Genomic DNA, 17,512 nt, shown 5'->3' with positions numbered 1-17,512 from the left:
TAACTTTCAGATACCAAAGCCGCTTGCGGTTAGAACTTTTTTTAACTGAAATCAAACTAGTTTTCCATTGAGTTTGTCTTCAGATCGCTAAAATCCCAATTGGTAATTATCCCTTTCAGTAAAATCGTAAAAGGGCTTCGGGATGAGTGCATTCCGAAATCCACTTTTGTCGACAAACAGGGACCGCTTCTTAAACGATCTTCATAATGAATTAATTAAAAGGAAATGCCGTTAAGATCTTCCTTTATGAGTGAGTACATGTATAAATCATCGAATTTGCCACGGGTAAATTCATAATGCCTAAGAAGTCCTTCTCTTCTAAATCCTTGTTTTTCCACTAGTTTTTGGGATGGGTGATTGTCAGGTTCAATTAAAGCTTCAATCCTTTCCAGGTGAAAGTGGCGATAACCATACATAACAACGGCTTCCAATGTTTCACTCGCAATGCCTTTTCCCCAATGGTCTTTACTTAATTCATATCCAATTTCAGCACGATGGTGTTTAGTTACCATATTCAGAAAACCACAACTTCCTATAACCTTACCGGAATCTTTTAATGTAATTCCCCATCTAATTCCCGAACCTGTTTCGAATATAGATTCATACCACTTAATTTCATCCCATACATCATTTACTGTCTCGAATGGATCTAACCCCATTGGCTTCACCACATCTGTATCAGATAGATATTTGAACATGTCACCCGCATCTTCCAGTGTCACTTCCCTTAATATCAATCGTTTGGTTTCAATAACCGGAAATACCTTCTCCATTCAATTTCCCTCCTCCAAACTCCCATTTCCATATTCAACTATTTAATCATTACCTAATTAAAGTCGATAATCAACGCATTATTGCTTAAAAATTAATGTTAATAACTAAAAGGCGTCCCTACTCTCGTAGAAACGCCTTTTTCGTTTACTTCATTATTTTCGGTTCCTTTACTGCAGAGATCATTAAAAACATGGGCCTTCGATTTTCATCTTTCATTTCAGGAACAATTTTTAACATGTCATCAGAAGGCATCGGTTCCTTTACTACCTTAATGCTGAACAAAAATTCAATATAAGGCAAAAAAAAACAGCCATTAATATTGTTGTCTTTTATTTTAACAAAAATAAATAGGCAGCCCTGTTTTGTTGTCCATCATTGTCCATATAGGACCCTTCCCACCCTTTGTACATAGTCTGAAAGGGTAAACAAAAAAAGGAGGATTTCTTGAATGTATAATTACACTTACTACCCTAATAATGTGCATTATTATATAGATGGAGAACGAATACCTGGCCCGGGCGGCGGTCAATGGGACGGACATGGTGGCGGTCATGGCGGCGGTCAATGGGACGGACACGGTGGTGGTCATGGCGGCGGTCAATGGGACGGACACGGTGGTGGTCATGGCGGCGGTCAATGGGACGGACACGGTGGCGGTCATGGCGGCGGTCAATGGGGCGGACACGGTGGCGATCATGGCGGCGGTCAATGGGGCGGACACGGTGGCGGTCATGGCGGCGGTCATGGCGGCGGTCATGGCGGCGGTCATTGGGAACACGGACAATGGATTCCACGCTGTAGGAGAGTATGGGTTCCCGGATTTGGTTGGAATTGGATTTGTAGATGGTGAAAAAAAAGACAGCTTATGCTGTCTCAGTTTGTAGACAAAAGGGGTTCGGAATTAAAAAATTCCGACCCCTTTTTGAAATTCCTTTGAATTTTCGCCTAAAGTTAAGAGATTGGGGCTCAACGAGCCCACTATGTTAGGCCATTTTTGGACCTCGCCCTGTCCCATTGGCCATCTTCTTTAAATGAATGGCAGCGAAAGTAAGCATCGCCTGCATCGACAATTTTTTAAGTCCCTTTAAAGTAGTCCAACGCATACCATGCTTTTCTTTTGCATCTGCGAATACACGCTCAATCGTTTCTTTACGTTTTGCATATATAGGTCTTGCATCTTAATGACGACGCAGATGATCTGCTTCTTCCACATGTGTTTGCCAGATATGCCGCTTCGCAACTTTTTGACAGTCCTTGCTTTCTGTACAACGAGATAAAAATGAGCAAGTTGTACAAATTTGTTTTGGCGATTTGTACTCGCGATAGCCCTCTTTATTTGTTGTTGAGTACTTTAAAGTTTCGCCCGAAGGGCAAAGGTAACAATCAAAATGTTCATCGTATACATAGTTCTGTTTGCGGAAAAATCCTTCTTTGGTGCGAGGACGTGTATAAGGTAATGCGGGTATGATTTCTTTGTTAAAAAGGTAGCTTGTAATCGCTGGTGTTTTATAAGCTCCATCTGCGGCAACGGCTTCCGGTTTTCCAACTTTCTCAATCACTTGTTCAACTAGTGGCTCTAAGATCTGACTGTCATGTGTATTTCCAGGTGTTACAATCGTTCCCAATACAAAATCGTTGCGGTCTGCGGCCGCGTGGAATGAAAAGGCAAACTGTTTTGTTCGTTCATCTTTCACATAGTAGCCACTCTCAGAATCCGTTATACTTTCTTTAATCTCTTTGGTCTCTTCAAATTTATCTGGTGGAAAAGGCTTTTTTCCATGGTTTTCACGATCTTGATTGACTTCCTCTTGAAGACGTCCTTGATACGCTCGTGTTTCTTTACGAACGATTTTCTTTTCAAATTTCCGTTTATTCGCACTGGCTTTCACATGTGTGGAATCCACGAAAACGTGTTCAGCACTTATTAACTTTTTATTAGCAGCTGTCATTAACATGCGATAGAAATTCTGTTCAAACAGGTCTGTATCTTTAAAGCGTCGCTCATAATTTTTCCCGAACGTGGAGTAGGAGGTACTTTATCATGGAAACCATAGCCTACTCCAGGCAAAAGTGTTCTATCTAAAAGGTAAGACAAAGTTGATTGGAACGGAAGGTACGAGACTCCTGCGGGAAAAGCGCGTCTAGGGGAGACCCCGCAGGCGAAAGCCGAGGAGGCTCCCCTACCGCCCGCGGAAAGCGAGTGCCTGGAGTGGAAATCAATGTCCAATTGCTACAAGCCATAAAAATAGACAAACTCGATTTACATCGAGTTTGTCTACAGTCTGAGGCGTCCCTACTTTTGTAGAAACGCCTTTTTTTCATTTACTTCATTATTTTCGGTTCCTTTACTGCTGAGATCATTAAAAACATGGGCCTTCGATTTTCATCTTTCATTTCAGGAACACTTTTTAACATGTCATCAGAAGGCATTGGTTCCTTTACTGCCTTTATGCTGAAACCTGCACCAATCAAGTCATTCATATATGTTGAAATCGTTCGATGATACTTTACTACGTTATCGGTTAAGAAGGTTGTTTCTCTTACACCTTCATACTGATAGTTGTCAACTGGCCAATGCAGATGATTGCCGTGGTCATCGTCATACCAAGCTTGTTCGTTGCGAGAAGTAAAGATTGGATGTTCAACCGAGAAAACAAAAGTGCCTCCAGGCTTTAAACAATCATGGACCTTTTTGCAGATTGCCTCATATGACTTAATGTAATGAAAAGCCAATGAACTGATAACCACATCAAATTCAGAGCTGGAAAAATCGATATCTTCAATCGGCATTTTAATATATGAAATACAAGGGTCATCCGTTTTTTCACGTGCTCTTTGAAGCATATTGTCGGAAATATCCACACCAACGACGGAACTTGCCTGTTGCTCTCGGGCAAATCGGCAATGCCAGCCGAAACCGCAGCCCAAATCAAGTACCGTTTTATTACGCAGATTTGGCATTAGCTCTTTTAATACATGCCATTCTCCGGCAGCTTCGAGTCCTTTGACTGATCGTGGCATTTGCTCATACGCAGAAAAGAAATTTGCATCATCATATTTGTTTTGTTTCATAACTCATACATCTCCTATAATTCAAGATAGCCTCCTAAGATTAATACCACATCTATTACAGGAGGCTACCTATCTCCTTCTCACCATTTTTTTCACCTCATTATCTTGATGGATCACTGTCCTAATACTAACACATTGCTTGTTTTCCTACCCTCCCACCTAAAGAACAAAATACTTCAAATTAGTTGTTATCCTTGATTTCAAATTGTAGGCATTAGGCCTTATCTCCTAATGTCTTTTTTAGTAATAAGTCTTTTTTACTCATCCTTAATAAGTTATCGAGAAGATAAGCAAACTATACCTTATTGCAGCTTATACGGAATCTTCCCTACCTAGGCTTATTCTCAAAAATTACCCAGGTAGTAATTAAAGAATACATGTTTAACATGTTTAACCATTATTTTTAAATTGCTTAATCTAATTTAAAGGGGTGAATATATTATGAGAATGAAAAAAGCATTTATAGGTCTCTCACTCTTATGTATGATTGTTCCTGGTATTGCCAAGTCAGCCGATTCTTTAAATTCCGTTGCTGAAAATGATCGGAGCAGTATCGTTGCAAATTGGAAATTCACAAAACAACATGTTAAAAGCGGTTCAATCGATAAAGGCAATTTAATTATAGAAGATACAAGCGAACATGGAAATGATTTAGAGTTAGTGACGAAAGGTGACCCTGCATCACCCGAATTAAAAAAAATGTTGAAATGGTCTGAAGAAGATTATTACGCTCAGGATAAAGTTGATAGCTTGAAATTCGCCAATTACGAAAACGCCCCTGCAGGAAGGTATTTTAAAACCATACGGGATGCACCTATCAATTCAGAGAATTTCGATAGGGGTTTTACCATTGAATTTGTATTTAAGATGCCAAGGAAACCCAAAAGTGGCATGGGGCTTTTTTCAAGACAGGGACAGGCGGCAGATCTTAATAAAATGGAAGGCGAGAAAAAAATCCTTTCTGCTTTATCTATATCCAGTGATCAAAAATTACACTGGACAAGCCATCCATCCAATCTAAACTATAATGTAAGCAATTGGTCTCGTTCTTTAAATGCTGGTGAATGGTACCATTTGGCAGTCGTTAATGATGGTAGCACAACGACTCTAACTTTAAATGGCGTTAGTGATTATGGAGAATCAGAAAAGGCAATAGGTATTGCAGCATTAAAAGGTAAAGGCTGGAATATCGGCGCCACAGAGTGGGGAAATAAGTTGGATGCGCTTTTCGGAGGGAATATCCAGGAAATACGAATTGCCAATAAGGCATTAACTGAAAAAGAATGGCTAGTACAGGATGCTCGTGACGATGAACCCTTTGAAGGATCAAACAAGTCCTTCCCCATTCTAACGAATAAGAAGAATTACAATTTCCTCTTTATTCCAGATACCCAGAAATATTCAAGCCAAAATCCTGAGATTTTCAATAGTCAAATGAACTGGATATCCAATAACACCAAGAAGAACAATATTATCATGAATACATTTGTTGGGGACATTGTCGATAGTGATTCAGAAAAACAATGGCAGAATTCGCTCAGAGCCATTTCCCTTTTGGATAAAAAGGAAATTCCATATATGATGGCGGCTGGGAATCATGACTATGCTGCCGGAGATCCTTTTTTAACACATTATGGGCCACAGCGTTTTATGAATAAAAAATACTATAAGGGATCGGCTCCCTCTGGGTATAGCTCATATGCAATCGCTAAGGCCGGGAGTTATGAATACTTAGTTTTAATCGTGGATATGAAAAATCTCCATAAGGACTTGGAATGGTCAAAAAAAGTTCTGGAACTGCATAAAGATAAACCGACAATCCTCGTCTCACATGATATTATTTTTCCGAAAGTTAAAGATGATAAAACCATTGCCGCCGATTCGTCCAATGGCCGGCTGATATGGGATGAACTTGTAAAGAACCATAATCAAGTGTTCATGACGGTTAATGGACATTTTTATGGGATAGCGCATCGGGTAAAACAAAACTCAGCAGGAAATGATGTCATTCAAATGCTCGTCAATTACCAAACGAATTATCGAGGGGGAAATGGATGGCTAAGACTTGTAGAATTTGATGAAAAGAAAAATGTATTATTATTCCGTACTTATTCCCCATATGTTGACGGAATGACTAGGAAAGAAAAGTCCTATATTGATTATAAATTTTTAACAGGTGAAAATAATTCATTTAAATTGAAATGGGACTTTAAACATAGATTTAATTTCAGGTAATGAACAGGTCGGAAAAAATCCAATTCCCCAGGTGTGTCTGATTAACCTCATCAACCTGGGTGAATTCCTTTTATTAGGATACCCTCCTATGTGTTGAGTCGTCCTAGAAGGATATACGTTCATTCATGATGATCTGGGATGCTGCTATTTTTTCTAGTTTTCATGCTGCTTTTTTCACCACTGATTTATACTTTCCGAAACCATTAACGACAAGGACCCCCAATATCGCAATACTGCCGCCAATGACTGAAAGGGTACTAGGTACTTCCTGCAGCCAAACCCAAGCGACGAAAATGGCAATCACAGGTTCAATGTACAACAAACTGGAAACGGAACTGGCTTTTCCTAATGATAAAGCGACTGCCCAAGTTACATAACCGATGGCCGCAGGGAAAATACCAACAAAAATCGCTGATAAATGACCTTCCATCGTTGCATGTTGAATTTCTTGAAATAACCCAGGAATAAATATAAAAAAGGGTATTGTACCGATCCATGTGAAGTAAGCTGTCAATTCAATCGGATTATAACGGCTAAACAGTGGCTTTTGGAAAACAAAAAACACCGCAGAAGCAATAGCTGACATCAGTACTAAAAAAGCTCCTTCAGAAATAGTCAGGGAAGGTCCTGCGGTACCTAATGTTATTAAGGTGATCCCTGTGAATCCAATTCCTAAACCAATCCATCCGTATAGTCCGAGGCGTTCTTTTAAAACGAACGCAGCAATGATCGCGATGAAGACAGGTGCTGAACCGATCAGCATTCCAGCCGTTCCCGCCGAAACCGTTTGTTCCCCGAATGTCACCCCGATATGGTAAATACTAATGCCAATAAATGCAAGAATCGAAATCCTCAACAAATCCACTTTTTTCGGGAGTCGAAATTTCACCCCAGGCCAGAGAGCATAAAGGATAAAAACTCCTGATGCTATAAGATAACGAACAAGTACCAAATGACCGGCTGAATATCCGCCATGTAAGCTTGCACGAATAGCAGCGAATGTAGAGCCCCAAATAATAACTGTTATAGATGCCAATAAAAATGCCTTTGTGTTCAAAACCTATTCCTCCCAACCATCCCTATAAATTGAAGGTATCATGGATACGTGAGAACTTCAATAAAATTTCTATCTCGCTGTGAAGTGTAACAGTAAAATAACGAATTTAAGAACATTCTGAGTTGTAACCATCGTTAAAGAAATTCTATTCCATTCGGGATTGGATTTGAGAACTTTGATAAAAGATGGATCAGGTTTGAAAAGCATACTAAACCAAATAGTTATATAGTCAAAACAAGTTGATTGGAGCGGATGTGCGAGACTCCTGCGGGAAAAGCGTTTCCAGTGAGACCCCGAAGGCGCAATTGCGCTGAGGGCGGACTGCCTGCGGAAAGGGAGTGCCTGGAGAGTTCTACCTAAATTTTTTTCACTGTAATCCTTATTGGATTGAAGAAATTTGCGACACTCCTGCCGAATTACTGGCTAGGCCAAGACACCGCAGACGCTTGCGTCGAGGAGGCTTGGCAGGCAGTCGGCGGAAAGGGAGCGGATTTCTGAAATCAACTGGAACGTTTTTTAAATAAAAAAGCTGTAGCCAAACTCTCTTTTTATGTTTTTTTATTGTTTGATGAATACGTTATTGGATTGAAGAAATTTGCGACACTCCTGCCGAATAACTGGCTAGCCGAGACCCCACAGACGCCTGCGTCGAGGAGGCTCAGCAGACAGTCGGCGGAAAGGGAGCGGATTTCTGAAATCAAGGGAAATTTTAATAAGAAAAAAACTGCAGGCAAACGCGTTTTCTTCGTATATGTCTAAAAGCAAGACAAGAGTAACCTTCATGTTTTTTTACTGTAATCCTTATTGGATGGAAGAAATTTGCGACACTCCTGCCGAATAACTGGCTTGACGAGACCCCACAGACGCTTTCGTCGAGGAGACTCGGCAGACAGTCGGCGGAAAGGGAGCGGATTTCTGAAATCAAGGAAATTTTAATAAGAAAAAAACCGCAGGGGAACGCGATTCTTCGTACTTATCTAAAACAAGACAAGAGTAACCTTCATATTCCTTTACTGCAATCCTTATTGGATGGAAGAAATTTGCGACACTCCTGCCGAATAACTGGCTGGCCGAGACACCGCAGACGCTTGCGTCGAGGAGGCTTGGCAGACAGTCGGCGGAAAGGGAGCGAATTTCTGAAATCAACTGGAACGTTTTTTAATAAAAAAAACGCAGCCAAACTCGATTCGAGTTTGGCTACAGTTTAGTTGATAGGAATGGAAGGACGAGACTCCTGCGGGAAAAGCGAGGCCAAGGGAAACCCCACAGGCGCAAATAGCGCCGAGGAGGCTCCCGGACCGCCCGCGGAAAGCGAGTGCCTGGAATGGAAATCAACGTTCAAACCTCAGCCAAACTCGATTTTCATTGAGTTTGGCTGCAGTCTGCATAATTAATTTAATTAATTATTTTCAGGTTTCCAAGATGAAAAGCGTCTTTCAATAATGCCTAATAATGAAGTAAGAATGATTCCCGTAATCGTAATGACTAACACGCCAACAAACATGCGATCTGTTTGTAGATTTTGACCATTGCTTGTCAATTGGTATCCGATACCAGCTGTCGAAGCGAATAATTCACCTACAACCACTGCAATTAATCCTTGACCTATACCTAGGCGAATACCGTTTAAAAGGAATGGTACCGTCGAAGGCAATGCAATTGTTTTAAAAATTTGAAATTCACTTGCACTAAATGTCCTTGCTGCTTTTATTAAGTTTTGATCTAATGTTAACATAGCTTTTTGAGCGCTCATCACTATTGGAAAGAAGGCCATCAAAAATACGATAACAATTTTTGATGCTGGCCCGATTCCGAATGCAATGATGATCACTGGTAATAGGGCGACTTTAGGAGTTACATATAATCCTGAAATGAAAGGGTTAACCACTGCATTAAAGGTAGAGTTCCAACCTGATAACACACCTATTGGGATTCCAATAAGTATGGCTAAAACAAAGCCTGAAACAAATTCGTAACCACTTACCTTCATATTTTCCCAAAAGGAAACTTCTTGGACCATTAAAACTGCCGCTTGTGCAATTTCAACTGGTGAGCTTATGAACAATGGATTTATCCATTCATTTTGAGAGGCAGTTTCCCAAAGCAACAGGAATAGTAAAACAGAAGCAACACTGATAAAAAATGACTTTTTTTCTTTTTTCATTTTCTTCGCCTTTTTTATCTTTTGCTTTGATTGTGTAAGTTCTATCGTACCCTTCGTCATAGTGTTCTCCTTTCACATTAATTATTTCTCTTTATTGTCGAAACCTTGTTTAGAAGACTCCTGTTCAATAATGGACCAAATATGATCTACAATCTCTAAAAATTCCGGGCTGCGCTTCACATGGAGATCTCTTGGTCTAGGTATATCAACATCAACAACCTCCACTACACGTCCTGGCCTTGCCCCAAAAACAAAAACTCTATCAGCTAAAAATACCGCTTCATCAATTTGGTGTGTAATGAAAAGACTTGTCTTTTTTGTCTCATCCCATATTCTAAGTAACTCACCTTGCATAAATTCCCTAGTTTGTGCGTCCAATGCCGAAAATGGTTCATCCAATAATATTAATGATGGGTTTACCGTCAATGCCCGAGCCAAGTTTACCCGTTGCTGCATCCCACCTGACAATTCATGTGGATAATGATTTTCATAACCTTTTAAACCGACCATTTCAATAAATCCTTTGGCCTCTTTCTTTTTCTCTGCAGTTATTTGCTTTAACAGTTCAACTCCATAAAGAACATTTTCCAAAACAGTTCTCCAAGGTAATAGACTCGGATTTTGAAAAACCATTGCCCTGTCCTTGCCGGGACCATCAATTTTTTGCTGATCTAATAGTATTTCTCCCTTACTTGGCTTTAGCAATCCAACTACAGTATTTAAAAAAGTGGTTTTTCCACAGCCGCTCGGCCCAACAATACATATAAATTCACCATCTTTAATGTTTAAATTTATATTCTGCAGGGCAATCACTTCTGCACCAGTTTTGTTATTTACGTAAGTAACGTCTAAAAAACGAGTAGACAATTTAAAGTTTTCCAGTTGTGCATTTTCCATCTTACCTATCACCTACTTTCCATTCTAATTATTTTTTAAAAGCCTCTTCTATATAACTATTTGTCCAAATAACATCTTCAGTTGTATCCTGTTTAGTAGAAACGCCTGATATCTTGCCAAATTCGACTAATGGATCCTGGGCATTATCCCAAGCCTCTTGATTCATCTCTCCATAGCCTTTAAAAGTGTTTTTCAACCCGATTAGTGATTCCTCTAGGATATCAACATCAATTCCATCAAAATAAGATTCGATTGATTCGGCTGCCTCTCTTGGGTTATTACGTGTGAATTCCATACCTTTCCCTATTGCCCGAACTACTTTCAAAGATGTTTCGTGATTTTCTTCTAAATATTCTTTTTTAGCAAATACAGCTTCCCAGACCATATTCCCATACATTGGCTCTTCACTTGTATTGATTACAATGTCTCCTATATCTTTACTTTCCGCTTGTAAACCCATTGGGGGTGATGCTATTCCCCCGTCAACAATCCCCTCCTGCATACCGCCAATCTTCGATCCATCTCCTGCTAATTTGACGGTCTTAAGAGTATTGGGATCAACTCCATGCATTTGCATTAAATGACGGGTGTATACGTCTCCAGAATCTCCAACAAGGTTTGTACCAATAGTTGCGCCTTTCAATGAAGCCACTCTATCTTCAAGTGATGAGTCTTTAGAAACATTCTTTTTCTTTTGATATTGTTTAGAGAGTGTAATTTGATAGGTTAGCGCAGAATTTAAAGATTGAATTGCCAATAAATCTTCACCTTTGTCAAGAGGAGTAAACATACTTCGAGGACCCGAGACCGCAAACTGAGCTTCGCCTGATAATACAGAAGCGATTACTTGTGCTCCTCCACCACCAGAAACAATCTCAGCTTCAATTCCTTCCTTTTCAAAAAAACCTTGCTCTATTGCTACATACAATGGGGCAACCGACAATAATCGTGCAGGTTCCGTAAAAGTAAGCTTAACCGCTTTTCCTCCTGAATTCCCTTTGTTTTCTGTAGTTGTTTCGTCACTTGGACCGCATGCAGATACTATTAACACCAAACAAAGCAGAACGAACGCCAATTTATTCTTAAACATATTACTTACCTCCCTAAATCAAATATTTTTAACATTTCATTAACTAACTATATTCCTCCTCTATTTTAGTTTTATATACAAAACATAATTTCATATACATATCAATTCTAAATCAGCTGTCCCTTATGGGTCAATTGTAATTTTGGAATATTTAGATAATTAAGCAAATTACTGCACAAAAAAACACTCATTAAAATCATGAGTGCCCTTTAACTCTTGAGATACAATTTTATGCGAAATAAAGGGAAAAACTTAATGCTTCAGCAATTTAAAAAAGATTGCAATATAAGAATCGAAGTCAGTACCAGAATATGTTTTTGTTAAGGTCAGCCCATTATAAACATAATCCCACATTGTATCATCATTAGGAACATCGCTGGGTACTTGCACTGTACAAATGCCCTTTATTCCCCAGTCGATTTCATTAACATCCTTCAAGCCTGCTATTGGATCAAGGAAGAGGATATTAAATTTCCCCTGTATCATTTCAGACAAGACGGATGGTAATTCCACTGCTTCGTGAACGGAAATTGCCCCCACCTAACGAATAAGATGGAATTGCCATTTGACATTATTTCAATAAACTTATTTATTCGGTAATTGAGTTTTTCAAGCAGGGTAAAGATGAGTCCCATCTTGATTAGGTATCATAGGGAAATCATGAACTGAAATAACATTATAATAGGTATCTTCCAATAATATGCGCTTTTTGCTGCTTGCCGCACTCATCTGAAAAAACCACTTCTCCATCATCAAGATAAAAAACGATGCCATCTACCTGCTTCATATTCTTAAGATCCATAAATACGGCAAATCTGTTCTTCAATATTCTGCTTACATCCGGGAGCGAATTAAATTCAACCCAATCAAGGGGAAATGAAGACCGCCTTAAATTAAGGGAAGGTCAACACCAACTGCCATGGCTAATGATTACTTCATAAGATCCTTTTATATCTTGTAATTCCAATTCAGTCATCCGCTCTACTAATTTCCCTATTTCACCAAGGTAACTAATTTTATTGCCAGTCTTTTTCACTTTGTTCTGGAATTATATACACAATCCAGCCATAACGAATTTTCAGTTCTTCAGCCATTATTTCGGCAGTTTCTTTATCCGGAAATGTGCCTGTTATTAAGCGGAAACGGTTATTTTCCGGGTTAATTATTTTTTCTCTCATAGCTTGTACCTCCTTTTTTATATCCTATGAAGCTTCATGGAAATCTGTATAGTTCTTAATAGATTACTAACAGCCCTTTTTATGTACATGAAAAATAAAAAAAGCCCAACTTTGATTAAGTGGACTTGTTGGGAACTTGGGGGATTATTGGAAATGCAAAAGAAAATCATGGAGAAGTGAATGACTATCTAAATATTGTCCCCTTTCCACCTTTTATTGTAGGGTCAATAATCTTTTTCTCAATCGCTTGATTCTATCACCCACTTCAATGGCAAGATGCCTAAACCCTCTTGCTTCAGGATAAGTTGGACAACTAGGGCTATAAGAAAAAAGAGAACAGTTCCAGCTGATATTCCCCTCCGACCATTTGGGGTACCGGTATGATTTTAAACGAGAAGCTATGAAACTCAAAAGAGTTTTTCAATAGGTGGTGAGTCAAATATTCAAAGTCATTACTTTCTTCTTATTGAAAAATATCTCAATTTATGTCAATTGAAACCAAATTATGAGTTTGTTATCTTAGTTAATGAACCGGTTCATGACTAGTTTATGTATGAATATTCGTCACAATAAAAGGAGAGATGAAACCATGACACAAGTACGTAACTCAACAAGCGCAGTGGAGCAGTATGCTAATCTCATCCCCATGAGTGAAATTGCTTCGAACGCAGATCAATTATTTCCTTTTCCAATCTTTAATAGTTTACGACAAAAAACTCCTGTAAGGTACGACGAGGCTCGAAGCTGCTGGGATGTGTTTCGATATGAGGACGTTCATTATATTCTAAAAAATCCAAAACTATTTTCTTCGGAACGAGGGTCTGGAACTCTTCAAGGAAGCATTTTGACAATGGACCCTCCTAGACACACAAAAATGAGAAACTTAGTGAACAAGGCATTCACTCCTAAAGCAGTGAAGGATTTAAAAAATAAAATCGAAGAGGTGACACTTTACCTTCTCGATCAAGTTAATGAGAAGGGGACTATGGATCTCGTTCATAACCTTGCTGGTCCGTTGCCTGTCATAATAATTGCCGAATTATTGGGGGTCCCTGCTAAGAATCGGGATCTTTTTAAAACCTATTCTGATGTTCTCGTGTCAGGCGCCAAAGATAATTCAAATGAAGCCTTTCAAAGAATGGCACAGAAACGTAAGGAAGGAAGTGAGTTTCTTAAAGAATATTTCAAAAAAATAATTTTAGAGAGAAAAGTAAATCCTGAAGAAGATTTAATTTCGCTATTATTAGCAGCAAAAATTGATGGGGAAAAATTAACAGAAGAAGAGGTACTATCTTTTTGTGTTTTATTATTAGTTGCGGGAAATGAAACAACAACTAATTTGATTACAAATGCCGTACGCTATATGACAGAAGATAAAAACATTCAAGAACAAGCTAGGACAAATCTGCCTTTAATACCAAAATTGGTAGAAGAAACACTACGCTTTTATCCTCCAATACAGGCAATTGGCCGTGTTACAAAGGAACAAGTCAAAGTTAGGGGCAAAACAATCCAAAAGGGAGAACAAGTAATTTGCTGGGTCGCTTCGGCAAACCGGGATGAACAAAAGTTTGCAGAGCCTAATCGGTTCACGTTAGAAAGGAAATTAAATTCTCATTTGAGTTTCGGGTTTGGTATTCATTTTTGTTTAGGTGCCCCGCTTGCACGTCTAGAAGCAGAAGTAGCTCTCGTGACACTCTTAAGTACATTTGCAAAATTGGAAGGTGTAAAAGGGACTGAGCTGGAGGCGATTCCAAGTCCGTTCGTTTTTGGAGTGAAAGAACTTCCTTTAAAATTCACAAGACAATGAGCCTTGCTGCCTAAGAATATATAGATTAGGTAATACAAAACCTATCAATAACAAAAATGAATTTTTAATAACCTCAATGAAAAGGAAGTATATTAAAATTGAATATTTGGAAAGCATTTATTGGAGAAGATATTAAATCCTACATTTATCCAGTTATTAAAAATTCCATTGTACTAGGTTGAAAAAAACTTAATATATAATACGGAATTTATGACATAAAAAATACAGAAACAAAAATGGAAATCACAAAATGAGTTCCATTTTTGTTTTGAGTACTATTTTGTTTTAGGGCACCTTGATGAAAGACTTTTCTTATCAAAATATACATAACCCTACTGCAAATACTACTTTCCATATATTTCAAGATGCAAATCATCCGGATCACAAAAAAAGGTAAACCTTTTTCCTGTTAACTCATCAACACGGATAGGTTCGACTGGAATGTTTTCTTTTTCTAAATCTTCAATCGCTCGATTAATATCTTCCATTTCAAAAGCAAGATGTCTAAGCCCTCTTGCTTCAGGATAACTGGACGATTTGGGCTATCAGGAAATGAGAAGAATTCAAGCTAAATTTCCCCTCCGACCATTAAATCCAATTTATACGACTGCCTATCTGACCGATATGTCTCCTTCACGATATCACACCCTAATTTTTCATAATCGGAACAAATTATTGACATGATGTATTTTTTTCACCTTCATTTCTTACCTCCCTAAGAGCATTGGTTAGTTTAATAATCTAATTTTACCAAAGTTATCCATTAATAAAAACTTAGTTTTCAGTGCTTCCTTCGGAATATACTGCACCATACTGGTACATCCATATTCCTTTCCCCTGGATATAGGTCTTTACAAAGGGCGTATAATATAAGTTAATCTAAAAAAACGTAATAAAAAAGGAGCCTTCCCCTCCTACTCTCTAGATCAATAATATAGATTCCTAGAACGCTGATTATGTTAATTAACTTTGTATATTGGTGTACTTGGTTGTAGTTTAAAATTAAGTCGTTTCGTTTTCTAGTTGTAAACCAACTCCCACTTCCTCGCCAAATAAATTAAAGGGATGTTTTGAATTACAGCCATTTTTCAGAGTGTTAACTATCATTTTCAAGCATATGCTCATATTTACATGCAGGATGTCCTTTTTGTTCGTATAATAGGACAAAGGGGAATTAAGATGAGTCTAATTTACAAGAAGAGGAGCAATTTGTTCTGTGGAAACAAAAGGCGAAGATATAAACTGCTTAGCATTAAAAGTCAAAGAGATTATTCAATCTTCTGGCTGTCAAAATGAAGATGTAATCTTTCTGTGCATTGGTTCAGACCGATCAGTTGGGGATTCATTAGGCCCTTTAGTCGGGACAATGCTTAAAGAACATACGGTGCCTTATCGTGTTTACGGTACTTTGGAAAATCCCGTTCATGCATTTAATTTAAAAGACACATTGAAAAAAATTAAAAAACAATTCAAAAAGCCTCTTATTTTTAGTGTGGATGCTTGTTTAGGGAATCAAAACCAGGTCGGTTATGTTTTTTTGAAGGATGGACCTCTTGTCCCTGGGAAAGCTTTAAAAAAAGTATTGCCGGAAGTTGGAGATTATCATATTACAGGAATGGTCAATTATATAGATCCGCTGCCAACGATGCAATTTTTAAATGATACTCGTCTATACACGGTTATGAACCTTGCGAAAACAATCGTAAAAATAATTACTCAAGCTAGCGGCGAGACTTCTGGAATTAAATAAAAGAATGGGCTGTGCCAAAACCACTAATAATAATTGGTTTTGGCACAGCCCTACTTTGTTTAAGTTCGAAGAATTTATTAGATAACATTGTACTTAAATAATAGCCCCTGTCAAGATAGCAACAATGATAAGGACTAATGAACAAATTAGAGCCCATTTAAATGCATACCGCTGTAGTTCCCCGATATCCGTCTTTACCATCCCTACTAGTAAAAGAGTCGAGGCCACGAGTGGACTTAAGAAATGTACAGGCTGCCCCAGTACGGAAGCTCTGGCAATTTCTAAAGGACTCACCCCATAAGCTCCTCCTGCTTCGGCAAGAATTGGCAAAACACCAAAGTAGTAAGCATCATTGGATAAAACGAACGTAAATGGCATGCTGGTGAACGCAACGACCATCGGTAAAAAAGAGCCTAAAGAATCCGGAATGATGGCCACTAATGAATTTGCAATGGCATCTACCATTTTCGTTCCGGAAAAGATCCCTGTGAAAATACCAGCCGCAAATACTAGTGTGACGACGGTAATAGCATTTCCTGCATGTGACACGATTCGCTCTTTTTGCTGTTCTAGATTAGGGTAATTAATGATTGAAGCAAGCACAAAACCGATTAGAAACAACACAGGTACCGGCACTAAGCCCATTACAAGAATGACCATAACCGTGAGCGTCAACAAAAGATTGACCCATATTAATTTAGGGCGCTTTAAATCGTCTTGTATGGCGGAAGCTACCGCTGCTTCAGCTAGAGCTCCTTTCATTTCAGGTGCAGCTTTGATATGAACAACACCAAGCCTTTTGCGCTCTTTTTTCCCAAGTACGTAAGCGGTAAAAAGAATGGCTGCAATACCTGCGAATAGTGTTGGGATAATCGGAACAAAGAATTCATTTGCATCGAGACCTAAAGATGCTATTGCTCTTGTTGCAGGTCCTCCCCAAGGAGTCATGCCACTCATAATACTTACAGCCAGCATAGAAATAGTGGCAAGAATAAGTGGATTCATACCAAGGCGTAAGTAAAGAGGCAGCATAGCGGAAATCGTAATCATATGAGTCGTGGTACCATCACCATCCAAGGCAACGGTCATTGCGATTACTGCTGTACCTATCGCTATTTTAATCGGATCCCCTTTTACGATTTTTAACATGGTTTTAATGAGTGGATCAAATAATCCAGCGTCAATCAGAACTCCGAAAAACAAAATAGCGAACAATAGCAAAGCGGCTGAAGGTGCGACAACCTTTATTCCATCGAGCATCATATCTCCGAGCTCTGGACCAAATCCGCCAATTAATGCAAAGATAATTGGAATGACCACTAGAGAATTAACAGGTGATAACCGTTTAGACATGATTAAATAAGTGAAGACAACGACCATTGAAATTCCAAGTAACGTAAGAATATGAATCCCTCCTATTAAAGAAACCGCTTACAAACCAAATGAAAAAGTTTGAATAGTTAAAAAATATTATATTATATCTTC

14 protein-coding genes and 2 pseudogenes are annotated in these 17,512 nt (G+C 38.7%); 4 read left to right on the top strand and 12 right to left on the bottom strand.

Going from position 1 to position 17,512, the window contains the following annotated elements; translation table 11 throughout:
• Positions 1 to 215: 215 nt before the first annotated feature.
• Positions 216 to 773 (bottom strand): GNAT family N-acetyltransferase, encoded by a 558-nt coding sequence (locus tag OTG27_RS17230; protein WP_268937543.1) that lies wholly within the window; start codon positions 771 to 773, stop codon positions 216 to 218.
• Between the two features lie 449 nt (positions 774 to 1,222).
• Here OTG27_RS17230 and OTG27_RS17225 point away from each other — a divergent pair, with 449 nt between their 5' ends.
• Positions 1,223 to 1,624 carry a hypothetical protein gene (locus OTG27_RS17225; RefSeq protein ID WP_268937542.1) on the top strand — a complete coding sequence of 134 codons (402 nt, stop codon included), beginning with the start codon at positions 1,223 to 1,225 and terminating at the stop codon, positions 1,622 to 1,624.
• Positions 1,625 to 1,757: 133 nt separating this feature from the next.
• Here the strand turns inward: OTG27_RS17225 and OTG27_RS17220 are convergent.
• Positions 1,758 to 2,833 (bottom strand): annotated as a pseudogene (locus OTG27_RS17220) (IS1182 family transposase); the annotation flags it as partial.
• Between the two features lie 263 nt (positions 2,834 to 3,096).
• Positions 3,097 to 3,846 (bottom strand): class I SAM-dependent methyltransferase, encoded by a 750-nt coding sequence (locus OTG27_RS17215; protein ID WP_268937541.1) that lies wholly within the window; start codon positions 3,844 to 3,846, stop codon positions 3,097 to 3,099.
• A 441-nt stretch (positions 3,847 to 4,287) separates the two neighbouring features.
• Here OTG27_RS17215 and OTG27_RS17210 point away from each other — a divergent pair, with 441 nt between their 5' ends.
• Positions 4,288 to 6,081: a laminin G domain-containing metallophosphoesterase family protein gene (locus OTG27_RS17210; RefSeq protein ID WP_268937540.1), complete on the top strand. Its 1,794-nt coding sequence runs from the start codon at positions 4,288 to 4,290 to the stop codon at positions 6,079 to 6,081.
• Between the two features lie 160 nt (positions 6,082 to 6,241).
• Here the strand turns inward: OTG27_RS17210 and OTG27_RS17205 are convergent, their stop codons facing one another.
• The 7 genes from OTG27_RS17205 to OTG27_RS17175 all read right to left on the bottom strand — a co-directional run bounded on the left by OTG27_RS17205 (position 6,242) and on the right by OTG27_RS17175 (position 12,467).
• On the bottom strand, positions 6,242 to 7,138 hold the full coding sequence (locus OTG27_RS17205) for a DMT family transporter (RefSeq protein WP_268937539.1): 897 nt from the start codon (positions 7,136 to 7,138) through the stop codon (positions 6,242 to 6,244).
• Positions 7,139 to 8,537: 1,399 nt separating this feature from the next.
• A complete protein-coding gene (locus OTG27_RS17200; protein WP_191930318.1) occupies positions 8,538 to 9,302 on the bottom strand; it encodes an ABC transporter permease in 765 nt (254 codons plus the stop codon).
• Positions 9,303 to 9,383: 81 nt separating this feature from the next.
• A complete protein-coding gene (locus OTG27_RS17195) occupies positions 9,384 to 10,199 on the bottom strand; it encodes an ABC transporter ATP-binding protein (RefSeq protein WP_268937538.1) in 816 nt (271 codons plus the stop codon).
• 28 nt (positions 10,200 to 10,227) lie between these two features.
• Positions 10,228 to 11,289 carry an ABC transporter substrate-binding protein gene (locus tag OTG27_RS17190; RefSeq protein WP_057276164.1) on the bottom strand — a complete coding sequence of 354 codons (1,062 nt, stop codon included), beginning with the start codon at positions 11,287 to 11,289 and terminating at the stop codon, positions 10,228 to 10,230.
• A gap of 252 nt (positions 11,290 to 11,541) precedes the next feature.
• Positions 11,542 to 11,784, bottom strand: coding sequence for a hypothetical protein (locus tag OTG27_RS17185; RefSeq protein WP_268937537.1), 243 nt, complete (start codon positions 11,782 to 11,784; stop codon positions 11,542 to 11,544).
• 181 nt (positions 11,785 to 11,965) lie between these two features.
• Positions 11,966 to 12,115: a hypothetical protein gene (locus OTG27_RS17180; RefSeq protein WP_268937536.1), complete on the bottom strand. Its 150-nt coding sequence runs from the start codon at positions 12,113 to 12,115 to the stop codon at positions 11,966 to 11,968.
• A 190-nt stretch (positions 12,116 to 12,305) separates the two neighbouring features.
• Positions 12,306 to 12,467 (bottom strand): hypothetical protein, encoded by a 162-nt coding sequence (locus tag OTG27_RS17175; RefSeq protein WP_170956404.1) that lies wholly within the window; start codon positions 12,465 to 12,467, stop codon positions 12,306 to 12,308.
• 589 nt (positions 12,468 to 13,056) lie between these two features.
• Here OTG27_RS17175 and OTG27_RS17170 point away from each other — a divergent pair.
• Positions 13,057 to 14,277, top strand: a complete 1,221-nt coding sequence (locus OTG27_RS17170) for a cytochrome P450 (protein WP_268937535.1) — start codon at positions 13,057 to 13,059, stop codon at positions 14,275 to 14,277.
• A gap of 344 nt (positions 14,278 to 14,621) precedes the next feature.
• Here OTG27_RS17170 and gloA2 read toward each other — a convergent pair.
• Positions 14,622 to 14,981, bottom strand: a pseudogene (gene gloA2, locus OTG27_RS17165) (SMU1112c/YaeR family gloxylase I-like metalloprotein).
• Positions 14,982 to 15,493: 512 nt separating this feature from the next.
• Here gloA2 and yyaC point away from each other — a divergent pair.
• A complete protein-coding gene (gene yyaC, locus OTG27_RS17160; protein WP_098864185.1) occupies positions 15,494 to 16,027 on the top strand; it encodes a spore protease YyaC in 534 nt (177 codons plus the stop codon).
• 93 nt (positions 16,028 to 16,120) lie between these two features.
• Here yyaC and OTG27_RS17155 read toward each other — a convergent pair whose 3' ends face one another.
• Positions 16,121 to 17,431: a CitMHS family transporter gene (locus OTG27_RS17155; protein WP_268937593.1), complete on the bottom strand. Its 1,311-nt coding sequence runs from the start codon at positions 17,429 to 17,431 to the stop codon at positions 16,121 to 16,123.
• Positions 17,432 to 17,512 lie beyond the last annotated feature (81 nt).

The organism is Peribacillus sp. AS_2 (assembly GCF_026891895.1).
Classification (GTDB): Bacteria; Bacillota; Bacilli; order Bacillales; family DSM-1321; genus Peribacillus; species Peribacillus frigoritolerans.
The sequence above is the reverse complement of the archived record's forward strand: the minus strand, read 5'-3'. Positions and strand labels throughout refer to the sequence as shown.

Excerpts from the sequence above, each read along its gene's own strand:
- OTG27_RS17175 (WP_170956404.1), bottom strand. The coding sequence starts at position 12,467 with ATGAGAGAAAAAATAATTAACCCGGAAAATAACCGTTTCCGCTTAATA.
- OTG27_RS17200 (WP_191930318.1), bottom strand. The coding sequence starts at position 9,302 with ATGAAAAAAGAAAAAAAGTCATTTTTTATCAGTGTTGCTTCTGTTTTA.
- OTG27_RS17230 (WP_268937543.1), bottom strand. The coding sequence starts at position 773 with ATGGAGAAGGTATTTCCGGTTATTGAAACCAAACGATTGATATTAAGG.
- OTG27_RS17190 (WP_057276164.1), bottom strand. The coding sequence starts at position 11,289 with ATGTTTAAGAATAAATTGGCGTTCGTTCTGCTTTGTTTGGTGTTAATA.
- OTG27_RS17170 (WP_268937535.1), top strand. The coding sequence starts at position 13,057 with ATGACACAAGTACGTAACTCAACAAGCGCAGTGGAGCAGTATGCTAAT.
- OTG27_RS17195 (WP_268937538.1), bottom strand. The coding sequence starts at position 10,199 with ATGGAAAATGCACAACTGGAAAACTTTAAATTGTCTACTCGTTTTTTA.
- OTG27_RS17215 (WP_268937541.1), bottom strand. The coding sequence starts at position 3,846 with ATGAAACAAAACAAATATGATGATGCAAATTTCTTTTCTGCGTATGAG.
- OTG27_RS17210 (WP_268937540.1), top strand. The coding sequence starts at position 4,288 with ATGAGAATGAAAAAAGCATTTATAGGTCTCTCACTCTTATGTATGATT.
- OTG27_RS17225 (WP_268937542.1), top strand. The coding sequence starts at position 1,223 with ATGTATAATTACACTTACTACCCTAATAATGTGCATTATTATATAGAT.